General features: G+C 48.4%; 14 protein-coding genes. 5 read left to right on the plus strand and 9 right to left on the minus strand.

Features of this window, described 5'->3' with window-relative positions:
- Window positions 1-302: 302 nt before the first annotated feature.
- The 8 genes from MYF79_RS20035 to MYF79_RS20070 all read right to left on the minus strand — a co-directional run bounded on the left by MYF79_RS20035 (window position 303) and on the right by MYF79_RS20070 (window position 14328).
- Window positions 303-905: a class I SAM-dependent methyltransferase gene (locus MYF79_RS20035; RefSeq protein WP_247809433.1), complete on the minus strand. Its 603-nt coding sequence runs from the start codon at window positions 903-905 to the stop codon at window positions 303-305.
- 19 nt (window positions 906-924) lie between these two features.
- Window positions 925-1821, minus strand: coding sequence for a dienelactone hydrolase family protein (locus MYF79_RS20040; protein ID WP_247809435.1), 897 nt, complete (start codon window positions 1819-1821; stop codon window positions 925-927).
- Window positions 1822-2642: 821 nt separating this feature from the next.
- The gene (locus MYF79_RS20045) at window positions 2643-4250 is read right to left on the minus strand and encodes a solute:sodium symporter family transporter (RefSeq protein WP_247809437.1); all 1608 of its coding nucleotides are present in this window, start codon (window positions 4248-4250) and stop codon (window positions 2643-2645) included.
- Between the two features lie 4 nt (window positions 4251-4254).
- Window positions 4255-5274 (minus strand): substrate-binding domain-containing protein, encoded by a 1020-nt coding sequence (locus MYF79_RS20050; protein ID WP_247809445.1) that lies wholly within the window; start codon window positions 5272-5274, stop codon window positions 4255-4257.
- 36 nt (window positions 5275-5310) lie between these two features.
- On the minus strand, window positions 5311-7494 hold the full coding sequence (locus MYF79_RS20055) for an alpha-galactosidase (RefSeq protein WP_247809447.1): 2184 nt from the start codon (window positions 7492-7494) through the stop codon (window positions 5311-5313).
- Window positions 7495-7555: 61 nt separating this feature from the next.
- On the minus strand, window positions 7556-9523 hold the full coding sequence (locus MYF79_RS20060; protein ID WP_247809448.1) for an alpha-galactosidase: 1968 nt from the start codon (window positions 9521-9523) through the stop codon (window positions 7556-7558).
- Window positions 9524-9616: 93 nt separating this feature from the next.
- Window positions 9617-11182, minus strand: coding sequence for a RagB/SusD family nutrient uptake outer membrane protein (locus tag MYF79_RS20065; protein ID WP_247809450.1), 1566 nt, complete (start codon window positions 11180-11182; stop codon window positions 9617-9619).
- Between the two features lie 20 nt (window positions 11183-11202).
- Complete coding sequence (locus MYF79_RS20070) at window positions 11203-14328, minus strand: SusC/RagA family TonB-linked outer membrane protein (protein WP_247809451.1); 3126 nt, start codon at window positions 14326-14328, stop codon at window positions 11203-11205.
- Window positions 14329-15919: 1591 nt separating this feature from the next.
- Between MYF79_RS20070 and MYF79_RS20075 the strand changes: the two genes are divergently transcribed.
- Window positions 15920-17173 (plus strand): hypothetical protein, encoded by a 1254-nt coding sequence (locus MYF79_RS20075; protein WP_247809453.1) that lies wholly within the window; start codon window positions 15920-15922, stop codon window positions 17171-17173.
- Between the two features lie 138 nt (window positions 17174-17311).
- Here the strand turns inward: MYF79_RS20075 and MYF79_RS20080 are convergent, their stop codons facing one another.
- A complete protein-coding gene (locus MYF79_RS20080) occupies window positions 17312-19039 on the minus strand; it encodes a GMC oxidoreductase (RefSeq protein ID WP_247809455.1) in 1728 nt (575 codons plus the stop codon).
- A gap of 379 nt (window positions 19040-19418) precedes the next feature.
- Between MYF79_RS20080 and MYF79_RS20085 the strand changes: the two genes are divergently transcribed.
- From MYF79_RS20085 to MYF79_RS20100, 4 genes are all read left to right on the plus strand, one after another.
- Window positions 19419-21569: a xanthine dehydrogenase family protein molybdopterin-binding subunit gene (locus tag MYF79_RS20085; RefSeq protein ID WP_247809456.1), complete on the plus strand. Its 2151-nt coding sequence runs from the start codon at window positions 19419-19421 to the stop codon at window positions 21567-21569.
- A gap of 132 nt (window positions 21570-21701) precedes the next feature.
- Window positions 21702-22784, plus strand: coding sequence for an efflux RND transporter periplasmic adaptor subunit (locus MYF79_RS20090; protein WP_247809458.1), 1083 nt, complete (start codon window positions 21702-21704; stop codon window positions 22782-22784).
- On the plus strand, window positions 22781-24034 hold the full coding sequence (locus MYF79_RS20095) for an ABC transporter permease (protein WP_247809460.1): 1254 nt from the start codon (window positions 22781-22783) through the stop codon (window positions 24032-24034). Before MYF79_RS20090 ends, MYF79_RS20095 begins: the two co-directional genes overlap by 4 nt.
- 7 nt (window positions 24035-24041) lie before the next feature.
- Window positions 24042-24719 carry an ABC transporter ATP-binding protein gene (locus MYF79_RS20100; protein ID WP_247809461.1) on the plus strand — a complete coding sequence of 226 codons (678 nt, stop codon included), beginning with the start codon at window positions 24042-24044 and terminating at the stop codon, window positions 24717-24719.
- Window positions 24720-24858: the final 139 nt, after the last annotated feature.

The following is a 24858-nucleotide window of genomic DNA, read 5'->3' on the forward strand; positions in this document are numbered from 1 at the left end:
TGATACAGCTGCGATGCCAGTATGGGCCAGCGGGCTGTACCCCTTTGCGAGCACTATGTATTAAGCAATATCAATCGTGTGGGCTTTGGAATCACTATTTAACTCCCATCAATCGTATTGGGGCTCTCCAAGGGCTAATGCCCGCTGGCTCCATCTGGCTCGCAGCTGCTTCCTGGCTGCCATCTATCAACTATGGGAGCAGGGCGGATGATTATTATACTACATAGGACATTGCCCATGCGTACAGGAGCAGGAACGGAAGGCGTATGACAATTTTCTGAGCACATCTGCAACCATCATTGTCAGCGGGTCAACTGGGCCAGCCATACGGTGGCGTTACATTCGGGGTCATCCTCCTGGTACTTCAATACACGAAAACCGTTTGCCTCCAGTACCGATTGATATTGATCCTTATCCAGGGATGCATGGAACAGGTGCTCTCCCCCGTTCTCACCCCATGCCTCACCATATTCATTGCCTGAAGTAAATAACAGGACGCCATTCTTATTCAAATGATCTCTGAAGACATTGAACATCGCCGGTTGGTCTGCCGAAGGCAGATGAAAAAAGCTATGCCATGCAATGATGGCATCGAATGTCCTGTTCAGCGAAAGGGCCCGCATGTCGGCTTGTATAAATGCTGCTGAAGGAAGATTTTCCCGCGCGATTTCCAGCATACGGTAACTGGCATCCACGCCGGTAACATGTAATCCCTGCTCCAGGAGGTAGCCCATGATCGGCATTCCCGTGCCGCAACCCAGGTCGAGCACACTGGCGTCTTTGCCTGTTATATCGATCAGTTTATCCAGGTATGACTTCTCCTTCAGTACCTTAGGACGGTTCTCGGCAAACCATCGGGCAATGATATTGTAGGTCTCAAAGACCTTGTTTTTCCTGTCGTCCATGGCTGATACCGGATGTTTGTTATGCGCTTAACACCTTTGTAAAGAATTCGAATGTGCGTTTCCAGGCCAGTTCTGCGGCGGCCTTATCATAGCGGGGTGTAGTATCGTTATTGAATCCGTGGTTTACACCGGGATAGATATAAGCGCTGTATTGTTTATTATTTTCTTTTAGTGCTGCTTCATATGCAGGCCATCCTTCATTTACACGGGTATCCAGTTCGGCATAGTGCAGGAGCAGCGGCGCCTTTATCTGTGGCACCAGCTCCTTTTCCGGTTGTCCGCCGTAATAAGGGACAGCACCGGCCAGGTCCGGTATACGTACGGCCATCATATTGGCGATCCAGCCGCCGAAACAGAAGCCTACTACACCAATTTTTCCGTTACATTCAGGATGTTGTTGCAGGTATTCAAAAGCTGCAATAAAATCTTCCAGCATACTGTTCCTGTCCCGCTGACTTTGTAGCTCACGGCCTTTGTCGTCATTGCCGGGATAACCGCCCAAGGGAGTAAGGGCATCGGGAGCAATAGTGATAAATCCTTCAAGGGCAGCTCTTCTGGCTACATCTTCAATATGCGGATTCAGTCCTCGGTTTTCATGCACTACCACAATGCCTCCCAGTTTCTTCTTAGAGCCGGCAGGTCTGGACAACAAGGCCTTCATCTTACCTCCGCCCTTAGGTGATTCGTAATAGATATATTCAGATGTCAAACGCGGGTCGTCAGCCCTCACCTGGATAGCACCCTGGTAATCGGGCATGAGGAAACTCATCAGGGAAGTTACCGTGAGGCCGCCTACGGCGTAAATAGAGAGCTTTTCTATGAAATCCCGCCTGTTTACGCGGTTATGCGCATAATCATCGTAAAGGTCAAATACCTCTTGTTTGATGTCTTCTTTTTTGATCTCATTTGGGTTCATATGGATTGCGTGTTTGTATTTAAAATTATCATAAAAACGGGAATATATTGTAATCCGGGGTTACAATTACACCGTCCCGGGGGGCACCCCGGGCTACAAACACGCGGCTCCTAACGGAGCCGATTGCCGCGAATAATATCGTTCGTTGATAACGTTTTGTTCGGGGCAAACCCGGGTGGGCAAACGCACACCGGGGTTGAACCCCGGGCTACAAAACACGGCTCCTGACGGAGCCGATTGCCGCGAATAATATCGTTCGTTGATAACGTTTTGTTCGGGGCAAACCCGGGTGGGCAAACGCACACCGGGGGGCACCCCGGGCTACAAACACGCGGCTCCTGACGGAGCCGATTGCCGCGAATAATATCGTTCGTTGATAACGTTTTGTTCGGGGCAAACCCGGGTGGGCAAACGCACACCGGGGTTGAACCCCGGGCTACAAACACGCGGCTCCTGACGGAGCCGATTGCCGCGGATAATATCGTTCGTTGATAACGTTTTGTTCGGGCAAACCCGGGTGGGCAAACGCACACCGGGGTTGAACCCCGGGCTACAAACACGCGGCTCCTGACGGAGCCGATTGCCGCGAATAATATCGTTCGTTGATAACGTTTTGTTCGGGGCAAACCCGGGTGGGCAAACGCACACCCGGGTTGAACCCCGGGCTACAAACACGCGGCTCCTGACGGAGCCGATTGCCGCGAATAATATCGTTCGTTGATAACGTTTTGTTCGGGGCAAACCCGGGTGGGCAAACGCACACCGGGGTTGAACCCCGGGCTACAAACACGCGGGCTCCTGACGGAGCCGATTGCCGCGATTTAAGGCCGCCACCTCGCCAGTCCCAGTGGTGAAAACACGACGAACAGCGCTACCATAGCCAGTAAGAGTAATATGGTATATACATGCCGCCTTTTCCAGGGCTGAAGATCCACTACATTATTCCATTGCTGTACGAAAGGTTCGCTACGGGGAAACAATGCACCAATTACCAGCATCAGCAATACCGTTGCTACAAATAAAATAGCGAGTACGTGCAGAAAATGCAAGCCGGTATTTACAAAGAGTTGGGACACCGAATAGGTGACAATGAAAAAGGTCAATCCAACCTTTGCTGCGATAGCAGGCATCCGCCTGTGCAACAATCCTACTACCAGAATGGTAAAAATAGGTACACTGAATAAGCCGCTCACTGTCTGAATATACGTGTACAGTCCCTGTTCGGCAAAGACAATAAAGGGTGCTATCAGCATTGCCAGCAGGCATACCAGTAATTCAAATCGCCTGCTTACCCGCACCACCTCATGTTCACTCACCGTTTCCCGGCGCCATGCCTTGAATGGTTTGTACAGGTTCAGCACGAAGAGGGTGCTGGTACTGTTCAATCCTGCATTGAAGGTGGTCAGCGCTGCTCCAAAGGTGATAGCCGCGATAAAGCCTGTCAGTACCGGAGAGCTGACATCGCTGACGATCCGCGGGAATACTTCTGCCGTATTACTCAGGTGTGGGTAGAGCTGCACAGCGATCAGGCCGGGAATATTCAGCAATAAGGGTGAGATGATCTTACCCAGGCATGCCACTGCGATGCCCTTCTGGCTTTCGGCCAGACTACGTGAGGCCAGCGCCTGCTGTACGATGTATTGTTCGGTACCCCAATAATAAAGGTTTACCAGGAACATGCCGGTGAAGATGGTGGGAAAAGGCACCGCATCCTTAGGGCCACCAATGGCATTAAAGTGATCCCGCCGTGAGGCCAGCAGCATTTCAAGACCTGTGCCGGCAGAACCGTGCCCCAGGTATTTCAGCGCCACATAAGGTAACAATATACCTCCTGCAAACATCCCAACGCCCAATACTGTGTCTGAAATGGCCACGGCCTTCAATCCCCCCAGCACTGTATAAAGACAACCGATCAGTCCTATGAGCCAGACCAGTATCCAGATAGTGGCCCAGTAACTGATATGCAGCGCATCTGATAAACCAAACAGGCCGTTAAATGCTATAGCCCCGCTGTACAGCACAGAGGGTAACATATTGACGATATAACTGATCAGGAAAATGACTGATACAAAACGTTTGGTGCCAATATCGTAACGTTCTTCGAGGAAGTCGGGGGTAGTGGAAATGCCGCTGCGGAGATATACCGGCATGATAAACTCGGAGACTAACAACATGGCCAGTACGGAAGACAGTCCCCAGGCCATGACGCTCATGTTGTTGGTGTATACCAGTTCATTCTCGCCAATGAACTGTACTGCGCTGATATTGGTAAAGAAGAGGGCTCCTCCTACTACCAGGAATCCCAGGTTACGGTTGGCGAAAAAAAGGCCCGCAGCAGTCTGCAGGTTCTCTTTCCGGGTTTTATACCAGGAGATCACCGCCACCAGGATGGTAACCAGCAGGAAACTCAGTAAGGCGCCAACGTTCATATGATCAAAGCGAGTTACGTCTGATCAGCTTCGTGGGAAGGACCTCGTGTACCGGTTCCCGGCTCAGGACTGCCTGTGCAGCCCGTTTCCCCATATCACTGAAGCTGACAGAATACGTAGTGATACCATTGCCAACGAGCTCTTTTACCGGCTCATCGTTGTGCGAAAGTATACCAATATCCTTACCCGGTTTTATTTTTTTTGCTGCACAGTCCCTTAACAGGTTCCAGAGCTCTGCGTTCTCATTCACATAATATACGACGCCCTTTTCAACAGAGCCAGGCTCATATTCGCGTAATACCTTTCCTTTAATATGATGCGCCTTTATGAACCGCTGGAAGGACTTTACTATCTCGGGCGGGAAAAGAGAATCCGGATTGTGGAAGAATACCATCTTATCAAACTTCTTAATCACCGGGGCCAGTTCTTCGAAAATGGTATAGGAAGACTTTTCAAATTCCTGCACGACATACTGGAAATCTCCTTCCAGCGGTTCATAACGGTCAAACATCAGCAATTTCTGACGGGGTATGGTGTTCAGCAACTCCCTTGTGCGGGGATGATGGATAGGAGAAATCACATACATACCATAGTGGCGGTTCCTTACCATGGCAAACATGGTTTCAAACACCTCTATGTTACCATGGTGGAAGAATACGTCCAGGTGTACATTCGGCCCCAGCTCATTGCGGAAGCTGCGGTAGAATTGTTCCTGGAAGGTGTCGATCGTATACATGAGCAAGGCTACCTTGAGCGACTGCTGGGTATTATCGTCAGAGACAAAGTACCCCAGGCGATTCTTGGACTCTATCAGTCCGCGGTTCTGCAGCTCCCGGTAACCCTTGATCACGGTTTCCCGGGCATAGCCCAAACCGGAGATCATAGCATTCACAGAAGGCAGGGCATCGCCCACACAGATGATTTTCTCATTGATAGCATTGACAATCCCTTCCACAAAGCGCTCGTGCTTTGAGTAGGAAGGTATGTCATCGAGTTCCTGTATCTTTTCAAAAATCGTATTCATTCCAACAGATTGATTTATTCGCTCAGCGCTTCATGGCTATTCTACCACTTCCAGCTCCAATATACGACTATGTAATTTAATTGTCGTAAACACATCTAATCCCACTTTCATCAGGTAATCGCCGGAATAGACCTTTGCATTGAATGCATCATCGGGATTTTTTCCCGGCATCAGGTTGATCTCCTTCACGCGGTACTTCGCTGCAGGGTTCAGGCCCTGACACTGTACTGCCAGCAGGTTCTCACCGAAACGGGGATGAATATCGTATGCATACAGGATAGCCTGTTTCTTTGATTCACTCACGTACATAGTCGCAGTGTGGTTTCCTTCATAAGGAGAAACAAGCCTGTACTGGTCGCCGCTGAAAATAATGTTTTTTATCCGGTTATACGTAGCTACCGCCGACTGGCAGAAGGCCTGTTCATCCTTCGGCAGTTCTTTCACATTGATATCAAATCCCAGTTTACATTGCATGGCCACATCTACACGGAACTTGATACCGGCGTCATGATTCCAGCTGGTGACGTGGGCAGCAATAGCTTTTGAAGGGAAGAACTGGGAGTATCCCCACTGGATAAACAGACGCTCGATCGGATCTGTATTATCGCTGGGCCAGAACTCGGTGAAGTAGCGGAGCCCTTCGTAATCGGTACGACCTCCACCACCTGAGCAAAGCATCATTGGCAGATTGGGATACTTCGTTTTAATGCGTTCCAGCACTTTGTACAGTCCACGTACATATTCAACATACAGGTTATTCTGCCTGTCTTTCAGGTAAGGCGAGTAGATGTTCGTAATGGGGCTGTTACAATCCCATTTCAGGTAAGCCAGTTGCGGATTCTCGGTCATCAGATGGTCTACCACGTTGAACACATGCTCCTGCACTGCCGGATTACTGAGATCGAGTACCAGCTGATTACGGAAATAAAAATGCTCGCGGTTAGGCAGCAGGATCACCCAGTCGGGGTGTTTCTCAAAGAGCTCACTTTTAGGATTCACCATTTCCGGCTCTATCCAGATACCGAACTTCACGCCGGTCTTAACGGCAGCCTTTACCAATGCGGGCACGCCATTTGGCAGTTTATTCGCCGTCGGCTGCCAGTCGCCCAGGCCCTGCGTATCGCTGTGACGTGGGTACTTGTTACCAAACCATCCATCATCCAGCAGGAACATATCTGCCCCGAGGAATTTGGTCTCTTCTATCAGGCCTTCCAGTTTCGTTTCATTGAAATCAAAACCGGTAGACTCCCAGTTGTTCAGGAGGGTAAGACGGTCGCCGTTACCATCTTTCAGCTGGTAGTTACGCGCCCAGCGGTGCAAATCGCGGCTACCTTTGCCGGTACCCTGGTTACTCAATGTAAAGATGAAAGCAGGGGTAGTAAATGTTTTTCCCGGATCCAGCGTATAATCTGAAGCGTAGGGATTGATGCCGGAGATCACGCGCAGGTTGTTCTCGTTATCTACTTCGAAGGTGAAACGGAAGTTGCCTGTCCAGGCCAGTGTACCCATTAGCACCTGTCCTTCGTTTTCACGGGCAGTCTCACCCAGTCCTACGGTAAAGAATGGAGACACATGCATATCAGCGCGGGCGCCCAGTTTTGTATCCACCTCTTTTTTACCGAAGGTCAGTCGGGTAGTGCTCATATTCACTTCCCTGGCCCAGTCGCCGCTGAACTCTGTGAGGAAGTATTGCGCACGTTTCCAGTACAGCATAGAGGAGGCATAACGGCTGATATTTACAGCCTGTTTCTCGTTGTGGCTGATCTCCGTCCAGGACTGGATGATATTATCTTTTGCATAGGCCCTGTAGTAAAGTTTCACCTGCACAGGGTACAGCTGATCCTTTAAAATGATCACGGTTTCGGTAACCCCGTCTGCTATTTTCTTTTCGGTATGGGACACGTACTGCAATACAGAAGCCATATTGCCATCATTATGCCTGATGCCAAAGGCGGGTTCGAAGTAGGTATCTGTACCGGATACAGGGTATACTTCCCATGCCTGGCCATCGTTTTTGGACTTCATCTTAGCACTGAGATGCGTATAGTCGTCCGGAGACGACAGGCGTGGTCCCAGGTACAATTGAAAGAGGCGGCCGTTCTGTGCGGTCTGCAATACGAGCGCTGTTTCATTGGTGGAGATATGTATGGTCTCCGCCTGAACTGCTGTATAGGTTACAACAACCAGGATAAACAAAATGGATAATATCTTCTTCCTCATTGATACAATTTATTGCTTATTGATTTTCAGGAAACGAATGTCTGTCAGTGAAATATATTGCTTATTTTCTATTTATTTTAAGGAAACGAACATCTTTTGCCGGAATATTGATCGTATCCGCAGCGTCTATGTCAGTATGTGACCAAAGGTCGCGCACTGTATAGAGCTTATGGGGATCAAGCCCCAGTCTTTGCAATGGCAGCTGCGTACTACGGGCATTTTCGGTGTAATTGAAAACGGCGTAATAGGTATTGCCTTTCGCATCCGTAAATGTGAACTGGTCTTCGGAGCGTTCCCCGGTACCTTCCACGGGACGGAAGCTGCGGCCCATGGCGGCAGCATTTACTTCGGCATTGGTCAGGAACTGCCGGGCTTTCGCCTTACCTTCTTCGCTGCCACCTTTACTGAAGTCGTCTCCGGAGATAAACAATCCCGTGATAACGGCGGAGGTAACACGGGCACGGTTCTCCCCTTCTGAAGCCTGTTGCAGCACCACATGATCGGCATCATTGAAACGGTAGATCTTATTGATCCACCAACCATAGGAAACTGCATTCAGGGTGTACTCAGTATCCTTGATCTTGTTCCAGGCATCGCAGGCTATGCGGCGAGACTGGGCATACTGAGCGGGAAATATTGGTGCAATGGAGAGGTTAATGTACATATTGCCGAAGTATTTATCCAGCAGCTGCATACCGTAGTTGTAAGCCGCAATACCGGATCTTACCTGGGGATTGTACCACTTATCTGCGTTAATAGCGCCATGCGCCATAAAGTCAACTTTTACATACTGAAAGCCACAACGATGAAAGAGAGCAGCTACTTTCTTCATGCGCTCTTCAATAGCCGGATGCGTAGGGTCGATGGCATAAGCCCCGTCCAGGTCCTGCGGCTGGCCATTCGCATACAGGTACACATCTTTGAACTTATACTGCGGCGCTTCTTTTATATCCGACTCCGGGCGTTTACCCCAGTCGGTAAAAGGCGTCCAGTATATGCCGGCCATCTGGCCATTAGCTTTGCAGTGCTTTACGAAGTCTTTCAACTGTTCTTCCGTAAAACGGTCCCAACCGGAGTCCAGTCCAATCACCAGTTCTCCGTCGCTGTTCACAAAATGATGATTCTGCAGGTTGTCATGGAAGAAGTCAGACACTTCCAAAGCCTTCTCATAGCTGATATTGAACTGCAATACGCCCCAGCTGTTCCATCCCATTGGCAGGGCTTTGTTCCAGGCTCTAGGAGGAGCGATGGCAGCGTTGGCGGTTCCGTAGGCATCCATACCTGCACGCCAGTCGCTGAAGACGCCGAGCATCACCTTAGGCGATCTGATAACACGCCCTTCACGTGCACCATGCGGCAGGATGTCGCGGGTAGTAGAATCAGCAATGCCCCCGAAGCAGGTCAATGTATATGCAGCGCCATCCTTATTCATGATCACGGCCGATTTCCAGAAGTCGTGCTCCACCGAACCTACCACTACGCCTCTACGGCTATTGCCATTGAAAACGGCAGTGGCTTCGTAGCTGGTGAGAGAAGAGAAATTCAAGGGGTGTGACTGAAAGCGGATCCACTTATCATTGTCGAAGGGAATGAACAGTGCGCGGTTGTCGCCCTTGCCCAATACCGGTGTCACATCTGCCAGGTTCACCGGCGCCATATAATTGGAAGCGATGTTGCCGGAAGCTGCTTCCAAAGTAAAATCGGTAAGCAGGTAGTCTTTACCCGGGTATTGGTAGAAAGACTGTACCAGGGTAGGCAGTTTTTCATCCTTATAAGTCACCTGGATCATTGTTCCTTTGCCGAATACATCTTTCAGTGCTTTCACTGCCTGTACGCCATTGGCATAATCTTTTGTCGTGATCAGTTTTCCATTCCATTTGTAGGAAGCATACAACAGAAAATCGACATTTCCTGCCGGGCGTGTAAGGTGCAGGACCTTAGTGTTTTTGTCGTATACGATCTTCCAGCCGGGCGGCGTAGCAGCATGAGCTACGTGCAACCATAAAAGCGCTGTCACCGCTAATAGCATGTGCGGGACTATTTTAAGCTTCTTCCTCATAATAATGATAAAAGCAGGCCCGCTGCCTGTAATCAGCGGACCTGCCTCTTTTAAAAGTAACGATTAATGATAACCTTCATTCTGATCAGCAGGTGTAATATCGCCATTTAACTTCATTTCTGTATCCGGAATTGGTAACAGTACATTGAAGTTCTGTATGGTACCTGACTGTTTTGTCCATTTGTTGCGGGCCTTTACATACTCAACATATTTACCTGTACGGATCAGGTCTATGCGGCGCCAGTCTTCCGCAAAGAGTTCACGCATACGCTCGTCCATAATGGCTGTACGGAAAGCATCCTGTCCCATCGTTGTCCACTTCCTGTTGTCGGGCAGTGTACCGCCCCAGGCGCGTGTACGTACTTCGTTCACTACATTTACTGCTTCCGCTGTACGGTTTAGCTCATTGAGGCATTCTGCGTAGCATAGTTTAATATCAGCCAGGCGCAGTACCGGAATATTCTTACCGGAGTTCCACATGTTATTGATCTTATTGTCGGCATGCTTGTCTGTGCGGAAGTCTTCATACTTCTTTACGTGCGGCATCAGCTCGTCATAGTCATTACCGAGATCTTCCCATTTAAGCGGGTCCAGGTTGGGTGTTTGACCATAGTAGGTAAAGTCGTAACGAATGGCTTCAAACCGGCGCTGGTCGCCCGGTTCCCATACTCCACCACTATCCACGGAAGAATAGGCATATTGAGTAGGTACGATCTTATCATACCCGGAATAATAGCAACCATCTCCGAAGAACGCCTGTACAGCACGGGAACCTATCTGGAACTGAATCTTGTTATTGTTCGGATACACGGGGCTGAACTGAAACTCCAGGATCGCTTCTGTTGTATTGGGGGTGTTATAATCCCACAGGTTCTTATAAGGCACCAGGGAGTAATCACCCATCATCTTCTCGAAACAGGCAGCGGCCTTTGAGAAGTCGCGCAGCCCTGTGCTTACGGGGGCAGACATATAAGCCTTACCCAACATTGCCCATGCGGCGCCGGAGGTAGCACGACCGGGGTCATTGGTCTTCGGACAATTGTCAGCCGCACGTTGCAGGTCTGCGATAATGAAAGTCCACACATCTTTCAGTGGCTGGCGACGGAAACCTAATTCAGCTTCATGGTCCAGGTCACGGATAGGAATTTCGCCCCAGTACATGGCCAGCTGAAAATCGAGGAAGCCACGTATAAAGGAAGCTTCACCCACCAGTTTAGCTTCACGGGAGCCAGGTTCAACAGGCGAAGAGCTCAGGCCTTTGATGATCCTGGCAGCTTCATTCACAATAGGCCAGCGGATACCCCATTGATTTGAGATATGGGCCAATGTGGAGTTGAGGTTACCATCGTAGCGGTCAATACCACCTTTAGCAGCATCGCTCTTCATCTGCAGGGCGCCCTGCTGGGTTTCGTCGGTACCCATCATCATAATAAGCGCCTGTTCATCGGTACGCACTGCTTTCCAGCTTGCATAAGCACCTTTAAGACTTGTTTCTACCAGGTTTACGTCGGAGTACACCTGGCTTTCATCCAGCCTGGTGGGGCTTTTCTCGTCGAGGAAATTGCTGCAGGAAGCCGAGAACATTGCAAATCCTGCTACCAGGCTCCATGTTAATATATTGCGTTTCATAATGATCTAACAGTTGAAGTTTAAAAACCTACATTCAGTCCAAATACATACGATTTAACCGGAGGATAACCGTAGTCGCCGGTTTCCGGATCCATTCCCTTGTACTTCGTAATGCAGAACAGGTTAGAACCGGTTACATAGAAGCGCAGGTTATTCAATTTCCAGTTGCTGAGGGTTTTTCCCGGCAGTGTGTATGAGAATGTCATTGCAGACAAGCGCAGGAAAGAAGCATTCTGGAGAGAGTAATCCAGCTCGGATGGAGCGTAGCGATTATAGCTTGTGTTAGCGATCACGCGTGGAATATCGGTATTGGTATGTTCCGGTGTCCAGCGGTTCAGCAGGTCAACGGTAGCCATACTTTCACCGGTGCTGTTGATCAGGCCTTCATAATAGCTGCTGATCTTCTTTGCACCGTAGGAGTATGTGAACATGGCGTTCAGACCAAATGCCTTGTAATTCAGGTTAGTGGAGAAACCACCATAGAACTTAGGATCTGTCTTAGCTACTACTGTTCTGTCGTATTGATCCACCACTTTATCTGGCACACCGTTCGGTCCGGAAATATCTTTTGCGAAGAGATCGCCGGGATTTACAGTCTTGCCATTATAATTTATACCATCCCATTCCTTACGGTTAGATTCCTGCGCGATACCACCTGAAACGTATGTGTAGACGGTATGCAGTGACTTACCGAGGAAGACGTTATTCTCACGCTGTATGACGTTCTCGTTGATGTTATAGATCTCGGTAGCATTACCATACAGTTTGGTTACCTTATTCTTATCGAAGGAGATGTTGCCGGATACGGTCCAGTTGAAATCCTTCTTCTGGATCACTTCCCCAATTACAGAGAACTCCATTCCCCTGTTATTGACACGCCCGATATTAGCCCACTGTTTGGTATAACCGGTGGTGGTAGCCAGGGAGCGGTCCAGCAGGAGGTTATCGTTGTTGATGTCGAAGAAGTCGGCAGTAAAGAGCAATCTTGATTTAAAGAAGCCTACGTTCAGACCGATGTTGCTTTGTTTTTGTTTTTCCCAGGTAATATTAGGATTACCGCGACGACCATCATTGGCGATCAGGGCATTACCGTTATCAATCCTGGAACCGTAAAGCGTCTGGTATGCGTAATTACCGATATCCTGGTTACCCACCACGCCATATCCAATACGCAGTTTTAACTGGTCGAACAGGGTTACATCTTTCATGAAATCTTCTCTTGTCACATCCCATGCAGCAGATACTGATGGGAAGACACCCCAGCGGTGTCCGGCAGCGAAACGGGAGGAGCCGTCGTAACGCGCAGTAGCAGTTAAGTGATATTTATCTTTATAGCTATAGTTTACGCGGCCAATGAAAGACATCAGGGAATAGGCGTAGAAGTCGGAACCGAGTACCGACTTCTCGATTGCGGCAGCACCACCCAGGTCATTATATCCCAGGTCATCGCTGGCGAAACGGTCGCCCTGTGCTTTGGTATAGTTAGAAGAACGCTTGCTGGAGCTGGTACCTACCAAGGCAGTGAATTTGTGATCATTTGCGATGGTAGTGTTGTAAGTCAGGGTGTTATCCCATTGCCAGTAAGTATCGCTCCATCTTTCGTGTTTAGCGCGTGCATCGCCATTGTAGTGACGAACAGCTTCCTGGATATTATGCGGCGTGAACTCGAACCAGTCCTGTGCGCCGTAGTCCAGCGAGTAGCTGGAACGGAAGTCCAGTCCTTTTATCGGGTTGATGTTGATATAGTTGGCAGTGGTTACACGGTTACGTGCCCTGTCGCGCTGCATCAGCAATGAGTTGAAAGGGTTGAAGTCATTGTTGTTCTGCTCTCCGTGTGAACGGTAGTAGATAGTCAGGTAATCGGGCGTAAAACGGGTAGCCGGGTCGCGGTAGGGCGCATAGTCCAGCAATGGGTTGGCATTCAGGGCCTTGCCGTATACATCATCGGAAGGGATCTGATCGTTGATGCGGGTGAAGCCGGTATTGGTACCCACTTTCAGCCATTTCTTCACATTGTATTCAGCGTTGAAACGACCGGTGTATTTATTCTGTTTGGTATTTTCCACTACGCCTTTGTTACCCGCATAACCGAGGCTCAGGTAAAACACCCCCCTGTCGGAACCACCGGAGAAGCTCACCGCATGGTTCTGCTGCAGTCCTGTACGGGTCACCTGGTCCAGCCAGTTGAAGCTTTGTTTCTTATTGTAGGTATCGAACTCCTGGTTAGAGAAGGCAATATTAGTCTTCATCAGGGTATTGTCGATATAATCCTGGCGATTCGCATTCGGATTGTCTTTCAGGTAACCATTTGCATAAGCGTCTATGCGCAGATCGAATAGCTGCTGAGCGCTCATGGTTTTAGGGATGCGTGTGAAATCGGAGGTACCGAACCAGGCATCGTAGGTAACGAGTCCATCTCCTCCCCTGCGCTGACCTTTCTTAGTCGTGATCACTACCACACCGTTGGCGCCACGGGAACCGTAGAGCGCTGTGGCAGATGCGTCTTTGAGCACCTGTATGGAAGCGACATCGTTTACGTTCACAGAGTTGAAACCACCCTGGTTGTTTTCCATGATCACACCGTCCACTACATAGATAGGGGAAGAACCGGCGTTAATGGTGTTCAGACCGCGGATCCTGATGGTTGCATCGTCGCTGGGACGTGTGCCGGCACTAACGAACACACCGGCAGCGTTCCCCTGTAAGGCCTGGTTAATGTTGGTCACAGGTCTTTCCAACAGTTTTTTGGAATCGACTGTTGCAATAGAACCCGTCAGGTCAGACTTTTTCATGCTGGCGCCGACTACCACTACTTCGTCTACGATAGCGGTGGCTTGTTGCATTTTGACGTTCAGCGCTGTGAAGCTGGTAAAGGGAACGGTTTGTGTTTCGAAACCTAAGAAGCTGAATTCCAGTGCGCCTTTGCTACTTTCAGCAGCCAGGGAGAATGCGCCCTGGATGTCGGTAACAGTACCGGTTTTCGTGCCGGTCAGCTTCACCGATACACCGGGAAGTGGTTCTCCTTTTGTGTCGGTAACTTTACCGGAAATTCTGCCGCTTTGGGCAAAAACGGACACTGAGCCGGTCAGCATGGCTATGATGCATAGGAGCGACCATAGCCTCTTGGAAGCATTTTTTACATGCATAACGTGAAGCATAAAGTGTTTGTAAAGATTCTTTTAATGACAGGTATACTGCTAGTTGACAATCTCCAATAAACGTGAAATTTGCATTTCGAAAATTCGTCCCCTTGGTGACAGAATGATGTCGACGCAATCATTAAGTCATTGATTTCCAGTACTATCTTTTAGACTTTGATTGGTTTGGTCTATTCTGGTCTACAGGACAAATATAGGGTTAGTTTGGAATAATCAAAATGAATTTTTTATGATTGGTAAAATTTGTGGTGAATGATAATGGAGGATTTTATGGTGGTGTTGCCTGGGTTTCGGGAAGGTTACTGATTATCGTGGCGTCAGGTGATGGAGGATTTGCTGATTTGATATTGCCTGGTGATTGACTCGCTTCGATTCCAGGCGGGACCAGCTCTTTGAAGATCCATGATATCGGGGTTGGGTGATTGACACGCTTCGGTTCCAGGCGGGACCAGCTCTTTGAAGATCCATGATATCGGGGTTGGGTGATTGACACGCTTCGGTTCCAGGCGGGACCAGCTCTTTGAAGATCCATGATATCGGGGTTGGGTGATTGACACACTTCGGTTCCAGGCGGGACCACTGGCTGTAGTTCTTTGAAGTTCCTGGACATTGAACGCCTGGATGTCGTATTGGGCAGTTGGATTTCTATAAAACTCCCGGTAGAGCGTATCGGCATACTTCAAATAACTAAGGCCAGTAGTCTCCACCCGGAACCGCCGCTGCTTCCGGGCAGACTATTTCATTCGTGGCTAACACAATTTTTATCTGTGTTCATCGCCGGCCATTTGAGTCCTGTCTTCCGCAACTTTCATCTTTATCCTTTATAGTAAGTATGTACCGCTCCTTTCTGTTCTACCCTGTTCATCTCATCCGGGTCCGCTCCAGCTTTCTAAAAAAAATAAATCACACTTACACGTATGCGGTTTTTCGTAGATAATCTTTTTTTTAAATTCAAAATTTCATATATTCACTATGTAAAGACCAATATATATCCAATAAAATGTTCTCTCCTTGAAACCCTGGTTTCAAGCACCAGATTCCGTGAAATTGATATACTATTAAATTTGCTGACTATGCCCTGAGCCTATATCCTGAGAATGGACCAGTAAAGACAGATCTGCCGACTACCACAAATATTATTTCTTTCCACGTCTGGCTGGTCAGGCCAGTCTAATACCAATACGGCAGCGTGCGAGCTTTCCCGGGCAGAAGTCTATAATCCACATAAGCGATCTACTGAAATTGACAATACATACCTGGCCTTCGTACATTAATATTACATGTGTTGATGTTATGTATTGATGCCATATGCATTGATGTAAAGTGTTTTGATATTACATGCCTGATATTAAGTGTTTTGATATTACATGCTTGATGTTTATGTGTTGATGCCAGATGCATTGATGTTAAGTGCTTTGATATTACATGCTTGATGTTTATGTATTGATGCCATATGCATTGATGTTATATGCGCTGATGCTACGTGCCTGACAATGGATGAGGGAAAGATAATGCCGGGCAGCGGCTGTCTGTTAAAACCTGAGATGAAGCTGATTTGATAACCATAAATAGCCAGTATATGTTTTCCCTGACTTCGCCTCATTCTATCCTCTACGACAGGAAGCTCGCTTTATTTATGATTTTATCCATTTGCGCAATCGTGTATATTCCTTTATATAACCCTGATTTCCAGGATGCATGGGATAATCAGTGGATTGTGTTTAACCAATATACTGAGGGCGGACTGTCTCCGGCTAATATTAAGCATATATTGTTCGACTTCTATCATGGTCAGTATGCGCCTGTAAACCAGTTCTTTTATTCAAGCATATACGCATTAAATGGGTACGATCCCCTTCTCTTTCACTTCTGCAGTTTGATGATACACCTGTTCAATACTGTACTCGTTTACCTGTTCATAGAAAAACTATTGAAGACCTGCGGACATGACGATGCCATTTGTGCGAAAACAAGTTTTCTGACAACATTCCTTTTCAGCATTCATCCTGCTGTAGTGGAACCTGTTTCCTGGCTGCCCGCCTCTAAAATACTGCTCTACTCATTATTCTATCTGCTCGCCTTGCGTGCCTATCTTGATTATATGTCAACGGAAAGAACCGGGCAGTACGTGCTGGCAATGGTCTATTTTATTTTATCATTTGGCGCTAAGGAGCGGGCAGTAAGCTTACCCTTTGCATTCTTTATAATTGACTACTTCGTGAAAGGCAGGCAATATGCTTTTTCCGGAAAGGTGCTCCTGGAAAAAGTTCCATTCCTGCTGCTTGCTGTTTTATCTGGCATCCTGGCGGTCTATTCCCAGGTCTATTCTGCAGGCGGAATGCTGGCAGATCAAAACGAATATCCTCTTTACCAGCGGTTGATGATTGCTTCCTACACATTAGCCGGTTACTTTACAAACATTGTCCTTCCCTTGAGGATAAACCACCTCTACCCTTCTCCGTTTAACTATATGAAGCCGCTTCCTGTAACCTTGTATGCATACACCGTTGCCCTCATCATAATTGCCATATACCTGATCAGGAATTTCACGGTCAATTACGTTTACTTTGGCATCTGTTTCTTTGTGCTTCATCTCGTCATGTGTATTCATCCGATACCCGCTACGCGTGTTGCTACTGTGGCAGACAGGTATGCATATATATCGGCTATTGGTGTTCTCTTTCCTGTTTCATATTACCTCGCAAAATTCAAACAAAGAACAATTGCCATCAGGATCATTGTGCTTTATTGTCTCCTGCTGTCTGTTTATTCCTATACCCGTACTTCCGACTGGCAGGGTAATGCTGTATTAAAGGATAGCATTAATTCCTGAGAATCTTAAAATTTTTAGATCTTAAGGTTCTTAAAGATTTTAGGATTTCAAACTGCCACCTATGTCAACAGCTCAGCGCCTCCCTGGATTGTAAAATAGTTTTCGTATAAGCGGTTGTGGGAGTAGCAGGTCCGCCATTTATATATTCCCCTTTTTCATTTCACCGACCGCATAGGTAGCCGCTCTTGCGGTAAGCGCCATATACAACAGTGAGGGACTTTGATTGCCGGTGCTCGTCATAGCTGCGCCATCGGTGACGAATACATTTTTGCAGTGATGCAACTGATTCCACTCATTCAGCAGGGAGGTACGGGCATCCTTCCCCATTCTGCAGCCTCCCATCTCGTGGATGTCCAGTCCCGGGGCCTGGTGATTGTCGTGCTGTTCGATGTTTTTACAACCCGCCTTTTCCATCATTTCTGCGCTTTGGGTCAGGAAGTCCTTAATCATCTTTTCATCGTTATCATCATAATCCACCGACATGATCAGCAAGGGTATGCCCCACTGGTCTTTCTTATCGGGGCTCAGCCGTACGTGATTTGTTGCTTTAGGGATGGTTTCTCCCTGCATATACATGTATGTACGCCAGCCACCGGGTTCGGTTAGTGCCTCCTTGTATGCAGCGCCGATATTGCTTTCCAACAGCTCTCCGCCGGCATGCGGGCGATAGGCGCCCATAAATGTGGTAAAGCCGCCGACATAATCAGTATCCTGTTTTTCGAGGTTGCGATAGTTGGCAATGATAGGCTCTGTTGGATTACGACCGTAGTAATATTTATCTTTCATGCCTTCCATTTCAGCACTGACAGATGCACGGTAGTTGTGAAACGCCACGTATTTACCCAGCAGGCCACTATCATTTCCTAATCCGTTGGGAAAACGTTTACTGGTAGAATTCAGCAGGATGAGATTTGAGTTCAGCGCAGCGGCATTGAGAAAAATAATGCGGGCGAAAAACTCGGTGATTTCTTTTGTATTTGTGTCAATGACCCTGACACCGGTAGCCTTCCCTTTTTTTTCGTCGTAGATAATAGAATGAACGACAGAGAACGGCCTTACGGTAAGATGGCCTGTTTTTTTAGCCCAGGGAAGCGTAGACGACACCGAGCTAAAATAGCCACCGAAGGGGCAACCGCGCATGCATAAACTTCTGGCCTGGCACCTGGTTCGCCCCTGCTGTATGTGCACGTCCTGTGGTTGGGTAAGTTGTGCCCATCGTGCATGCACCAGGTGGCGGTCTTTATAGTTGGACCGGATCTTTCGCTGGATCTCTGCTTCCACGCAATTCAGCTCAAATGGCGGCTGGAATTCTCCGTCGGGCATCGCAGCTATACCATCGCGGGTACCGCATACGCCGATGAACTTTTCGACATGGGAATACCAGGGGGCAATTGTATTGTAGTCGATTGGCCATCCCGTACCGTAGCCATAACGTTCGGGGGCGGTAAATTCGAAGTTGCTCCAACGCTGGCAGGCACGGCCCCAGGTGAGGGATTTGCCGCCCACCTGGTAGCCCCGGATCCAGTCGAAAGGCTTTTCCTGTATGTAGGGATGATCCTTGTCTTTGATAAAGAAATGCGCCGTGTCTTCTCCAAAGCCGGCAGCCTTGCTGATCAGGGGATTTTCCTGGAGGAACTCCTTTGATAGCTGTCCACGGTGTTTGAACTCCCAGGGAGCCATGGTGGCGGTGGGATAATCTTTTATATGCTCTACGTTCCGGCCCCTCTCAAGCACCAGTGTTTTCAGCCCCTGGTCGCACAGCTCTTTGGCCGCCCAGCCACCGCTGATGCCGGAGCCAATGACGATGGCGTCGAAAGTGTTTTGCTGAATGCCTTTTGTATTAATGAACAATGACTTAACGGACATAATGTGGAATCAGGTTGTTTTAAGTTGATACGAACTCTTCCCTTATAGGTTCAGTTTGGGTGTAGAATAAATTTAAGGATTTTGGGGAGATGCACTGCTATTATTTACACCAAGGCCCGGGAGATTTAACGGAGGAGCATGGGACTATCACAGCAGTAACTGTGCCCTATGCATGAAGTAACCATAGCGCATTGCCGGATCTGCGGACAAATTGTATTGTCGCTTCTATTGATGCGTTGGTCAATTGGAATATACCTTTGGTCAAATATTACCGGCGGATGATGGTTGTTTGATTAAATTTGGTTGTATATGCCGGTGTTCCTTCTTCTATAGGAACATCTGGGCAGCGCGCCTATACTCACCTGATAATTTCATATTAATGGAACATAAAAAGCACCTTTCCAGAAGAACATTCCTGCAGCAGGCAGGCTTGTCGGGTATTGCTTTGACAATAGGTTATTACTGGCCGGCAACAGGAAAGGGTACAGGAGAGATTGTGCTTGCAAATGAAGGGACGGAACTGATGTCATGGATCTCCATAGACGCAGCGGGCAAGGTAACGCTCTTCAATCACCGTTCAGAAATGGGACAAGGCACCTGGCAATCCATCCCGCAGATCATTGCGGAAGAACTGGAAGTCAGTATGGACCAGGTAAGTATCCGGTACGCTTCTTCCAATCCAACTAAATATGGGCCACAGCCACAGGAAGGAAGCTTTTCCATACGCGGCTGGTATCAGCAACTACTACGCGTCGGCGCCTCTGCCAGGGAAATGCTTATCGAGGCGGCAGCCAGGCAATGGCAGGTCAGTACCGGGGAATGTTACGCAGAAAATGGCGTTGTAGTTCATCGGGGAACAGGGAAAAGACTGAGCTATGGCGCACTTGTAAAAGATGCGGCTCAGCTAAAGCCCCCTGCTGACGTTAAGCTAAAGGCACGGAAAGATTATAAAATTATCGGCAAGCCATTACATCGTAATGACAGCACCGTTAAAACCAATGGTACGGCTGTATTCGGACTGGATAAAAAGCTAGCGGGCATGTTATATGCGGTGGTAGAACGGAACCCCAGGTTCAGGGGAAAAGTGAAAAGCTTTGATGATTCAGCCACCAGGAGTATTAAAGGCGTGAAACGTGTTTTTAAAGTGCAGCGGCCTGTATTTAATATTTGGTGTGAAGGGGTGGCAGTGGTAGCAGATACCTTGTGGGCGGCTATGCAGGGCCGCAAACTATTGAAGGTGCAATGGGACGATGAGGGATTTGAGCACCTGGGCTCAGAACAGATCTCTGCCAGGATGCGGGAGGATCTGAAGAAATTCTCTTCCCCTGATAGTTTTGAAACGGACCTGAAGCATTCTGTTGCGACGATAGAAGCTATATATGAAATGCCTTACCAGTCGCATAGCTGTATGGAACCGTTGAACTGTACTGCCGATGTGAAAGACAACAGCATAGAGATATGGGGACCGATACAGGAAGCAAACTGGATACAAGCAGACCTGAGTGAGAGATTCCGTGTTCCGGTTGAGAATGTGACTGTGAATATGACGTTCCTTGGTGGAGGCTTTGGGAGAAAAGCATTCCTTGATTATCCGTGTGAGGCGGCGCTTATCTCAAAGGAGATGAAGGCGCCTGTCCAGGTGATGTGGACCCGCGAAGATGATATGACGGCAGGGCCATTTCGCCAGGGGGCGTTGTACAGCTGCAAAGGCGGTGTGGATGCACAAAAGAAGATCTTTGCATTGCAGATCATTTCAGCTACACAATATGCGAGTGCGGGGGAAGATAAACATCCTGCGCCACAGGCATTGAAAGAGAATACCGGGAGGATAGATGGAATTATTTATGATTATTATAAAACAATCCCACACTACAGCTTCGGGAGTGTACCTATAAAATCTACCATACCTACTATGTGGTGGCGCGCCCCTGGCGCTAATATTGATGCATTTGCCTGTGAGTGTTTTATAGACGAACTGGCGCATCTTGCCTCACAGGACCCGCTTGCGTTCCGGAAAGCACATTTTGCGTTCACCCGGTATCAGGCGCTGGTGGACAAACTGTCGGAGATCAGTAACTGGGATGCGCGCCGGAAGAACGATGGATGGGGTGTTGCTATTACCGAATGCTTCGGCAGTATGGTGGGGCAGGTCGTAAAGGTATCCCGCCGACCGGACCAAACCCTCAAAATTGACAAAGTATTTGCACTGATCGATTGCGGCTGGTATGTAAACCCTGATACCATCCGCGCCCAGTTGGAAGGTAGCATCATTATGGCATTGGGAGCGGCGGTGAACCATGCAACGCATTTCGAACAGGGGAAGGCGGTGGAAAGGAATTTTAACGCCTACCCTATGCCGCGGATCAATGAAATTCCTGAAATTGAAGTGCATATTATGGAAAATGACGAAGCTCCCGGCGGTGTCGGTGAGCCGGGATTGCCGGCTTTTGCCCCCGCGTTGTGCAATGCTATTTTTGATCTTACCGGGAAAAGATTGCGTAAATTGCCTTTCAGACTGGAAGATGTTTAAGTGCCGGCCCCTGTAGAACGTCCTCCCTTTTTTCATGACAATCGTCAACACCTGTATTGACCTGCCTCATTGGAGACGGGCATTTTCGTCGTTAATTTGAGGCAGATAGTTAGGACTTACAATGTCTCGTTTATGAAATCTCCTTTATTTCTACCCGGTCTTCTTGTAATACTGGTTTCCTGCGGCAGTAAGCAGGAAAAAACAAAGCCTGTATACGAAAAGATCACAGAATCGGTATATGCATCGGGTATTGTAAAAAGCAGTAATCAATATGAGGTATTTTCCCGCGTAAATGGCATTGTAGACAAGCGACTGGTAAAGGAAGGGGATCTTGTTGACAAGGGCGGAGCGATTGTACAGCTTTCGGGCGTAACAGCGCAACTGCAGGCAGAAAATGCCCGTATTGCTGCGGAACACGCCACACAGACGGCCAATTTCCAGCGACTGGCGGAGCTACGTTTAAGCATTGATCTGGCAAAAATAAAACTGGAGCAGGATGCCATACAACTGAACCGGCAACGTAATCTCTGGGCTCAGCAGATAGGCAGCCGTAATGAACTGGATCAACGTGAGCTTGCCTGGAAGACCTCCCGCAACAATTACGATGCTGCCTGCCTTCGTTATGCCGAATTAAAACGTGAGATCAGCTTCGGCGAAAAACAAGCGTTCAAGAACCTGGAGATCTCAAAATCGCAGGTCAACGATTATACCATCAAAAGTGAATACAGCGGCAAGGTGTATGAGATCCTGGTTGAGGAGGGAGAAATGGTCACCATACAGCAACCTATTGCCGTGGTTGGCGATGCATCTTCTTTCCTGCTGGAACTGCAGGTAGATGAATACGATATTGCACGGGTAAGACCAGGACAAAAGATCATCATTACGATGGACAGTTACCGGGGGCAGCTGTTCCAGGCGGTCGTAACAAAGGTGAAGCCCTTTATGCATGAACGGTCGAAGACCTTCACTGTGGAGGCGCAATTCCTCCAACCCCCTTCCGTATTATATCCCAATCTGACCTGTGAAGCTAATATCGTAGTAGCGCAGAAGGAAAATGCGCTTACGATCCCGAGAGCATGCCTGCTGGAGGGAAACTACATATTACTGGCCAATAAGGAGAAGCGGAAAGTCATCACGGGCCTGATGGACTATCAGAAAGTAGAGATCATCAAAGGGATAACGGCGAGCGATCTTATTCTAAAACCTGCTCCATGAAACTACTCATCAGTATTGCCCGGTCTTTATTGCTGGCACGGTGGCGGCAAACGCTCGTCGCCGCTATCGGTGTAACCTTCAGTATCACCATGTTCGTAGCCTTGCTGGGCTTTATGCAGGGGCTCAATGAGATGATGGACTCCCTCTTCCTGAACCGTACGCCTGACATACGCCTGTATAATGAAATTAAACCAAGGGCCATTCAGCCGGTCCAGCTATCGCCCGACTACCATTCCGGTCACCATTTTATTCACTCCATAAAAGCCACCGGGCGCAGGCAGGAAATTTATAACAGCATGGCGATACTGGAAGCATTGAGGAAGGATGAAAGGGTTGCCGGGGTTGCCTCTAAAATAGTGACGCAGGCATTTTTCAATGAAGGTACTATTGATATAACGGCAACAGTGAATGGCATCGAAGAGCAGCAGGAAAGCGCGCTATTTCATTTTGCGGACTATATTGTAGAGGGTGATGCTGCATCACTTGAGAAAATACCCAACAGCATTATTCTTGGCAAAGCCCTGGCAGAAAACCTCCTTGTGAATGTAGGCGAGATGGTGCAACTCACGACGCCGGAGGGCGAGCGATTTCAACTGAAGATAGTCGGGCTCTGGCAGTCCGGCATCCAGGACTTCGACAAGGTACAAAGCTTTACCTCTCTGGCCACGGCGCAAAAACTGCTGGGCAAGACACGTAACTATGTAACAGATATCCAGCTCCGGCTGAAGAACAATACTGTGGCGCCCGCGCTGGCGAAGGAGTACGGCCGCCTGTTCAACACCAGTGCACAGGATATATATAGTCTCAGTGCAGAATTTGAAACGGGCAGCTTTATCAGATCGCTTATTTCTTATGCTGTGGGCGTTACCTTACTTATTGTGTCGGGTTTTGGCATTTATAATATACTTAACATGATGATCTATGAAAAAATGGATTCCATTGCCATTCTGAAGGCAACGGGGTTTTCGGGTCGTGATGTGAAAAGGATATTCATCTTTATTGCCATGAGCATTGGCATTTTTGGCGGGCTGGCGGGGTTGATACTGGGATTTCTGTTGTCGCTGGCTATCGACCAGTTACCCTTTCACGCTACCTCCTTACCAACTATGAAGACCTACCCTGTGAGCTATGCGCTGTTCATCTATTGTATTGGCGGCGCCTTCTCGCTCTTATCCACCTACCTGGCCGGCTGGCTGCCCTCGAGGAAAGCCAGTAAAATAGATCCGGTTGTTATCATCAGGGGTAAATAACATCAGTATGGCAGACATTATTCTTGAAGCCCGCAATATTAATAAATATTTTCACGATCCTGTTGATGTGAAAGTACTGAGCGACATTAATTTCAAGGTTGCCAAGGGAGAATTTATTGCTGTGACCGGGAAGTCCGGTTGCGGCAAGTCTACCCTGCTGTATATCCTCTCTACCATGGATACTGACTATGAAGGAGAATTGCTGATCGACAATATATCGATGGTGAACAGACCGGAGGCTATGCTGGCGCAGGTACGCAATGAGAAGATCGGGTTTGTGTTCCAGTTCCATTACCTGCTCCATGAATTCAGTGTACTACATAATGTCATGTTGCCGGGGCTAAAGCTAAACAAATACCCTGCACAGGAAGTGGAGCAAAGGGCTATTGAAAGACTTTCCTGGCTGGGGATTGAAAAGCTGGCTAATAAAAAGGCCAACCAGGTGTCGGGAGGTGAAAAGCAACGTGTAGCTATTGCCAGGGCGCTGATCAACGATCCCTGTATCATCATGGGCGATGAGCCTACGGGCAATCTTGACAAGAAGAATAGTGAGCTGGTGTTTGACATTTTCAGGCAGCTTGCAGAGGAACACCAACAGACCCTGCTGATCGTAACGCATGACCCTGAATTTGCTGCCCGTACACATAGGATCATACAGATGGAAGACGGGAAGATTACATCCTGATGCATTTATCAGACTGTAAGCGAAGGTCCTATGCCAGTTCACCCAATATCCGATTTTCCTTCTGCCGAAGCCGGGCGCTATTACCGCCGCCGTCTTCGGCAAGCAGTTACAATGGTAGAAGGATCAATTTCACAGATAC

The organism is Chitinophaga filiformis, from assembly GCF_023100805.1.
GTDB classification, from domain to species: Bacteria; Bacteroidota; Bacteroidia; order Chitinophagales; family Chitinophagaceae; genus Chitinophaga; species Chitinophaga filiformis_B.

Bases quoted from the DNA above. Each gene is read 5' to 3' on its own strand.
- MYF79_RS20035 (WP_247809433.1), bottom strand. From the start codon at position 905: ATGGACGACAGGAAAAACAAGGTCTTTGAGACCTACAATATCATTGCC.
- MYF79_RS20040 (WP_247809435.1), bottom strand. From the start codon at position 1,821: ATGAACCCAAATGAGATCAAAAAAGAAGACATCAAACAAGAGGTATTT.
- MYF79_RS20045 (WP_247809437.1), bottom strand. From the start codon at position 4,250: ATGAACGTTGGCGCCTTACTGAGTTTCCTGCTGGTTACCATCCTGGTG.
- MYF79_RS20050 (WP_247809445.1), bottom strand. From the start codon at position 5,274: ATGAATACGATTTTTGAAAAGATACAGGAACTCGATGACATACCTTCC.
- MYF79_RS20055 (WP_247809447.1), bottom strand. From the start codon at position 7,494: ATGAGGAAGAAGATATTATCCATTTTGTTTATCCTGGTTGTTGTAACC.
- MYF79_RS20060 (WP_247809448.1), bottom strand. From the start codon at position 9,523: ATGCTATTAGCGGTGACAGCGCTTTTATGGTTGCACGTAGCTCATGCT.
- MYF79_RS20065 (WP_247809450.1), bottom strand. From the start codon at position 11,182: ATGAAACGCAATATATTAACATGGAGCCTGGTAGCAGGATTTGCAATG.
- MYF79_RS20070 (WP_247809451.1), bottom strand. From the start codon at position 14,328: ATGCATGTAAAAAATGCTTCCAAGAGGCTATGGTCGCTCCTATGCATC.
- MYF79_RS20075 (WP_247809453.1), top strand. From the start codon at position 15,920: ATGTTTTCCCTGACTTCGCCTCATTCTATCCTCTACGACAGGAAGCTC.
- MYF79_RS20080 (WP_247809455.1), bottom strand. From the start codon at position 19,039: ATGTCCGTTAAGTCATTGTTCATTAATACAAAAGGCATTCAGCAAAAC.
- MYF79_RS20085 (WP_247809456.1), top strand. From the start codon at position 19,419: ATGGAACATAAAAAGCACCTTTCCAGAAGAACATTCCTGCAGCAGGCA.
- MYF79_RS20090 (WP_247809458.1), top strand. From the start codon at position 21,702: ATGAAATCTCCTTTATTTCTACCCGGTCTTCTTGTAATACTGGTTTCC.
- MYF79_RS20095 (WP_247809460.1), top strand. From the start codon at position 22,781: ATGAAACTACTCATCAGTATTGCCCGGTCTTTATTGCTGGCACGGTGG.
- MYF79_RS20100 (WP_247809461.1), top strand. From the start codon at position 24,042: ATGGCAGACATTATTCTTGAAGCCCGCAATATTAATAAATATTTTCAC.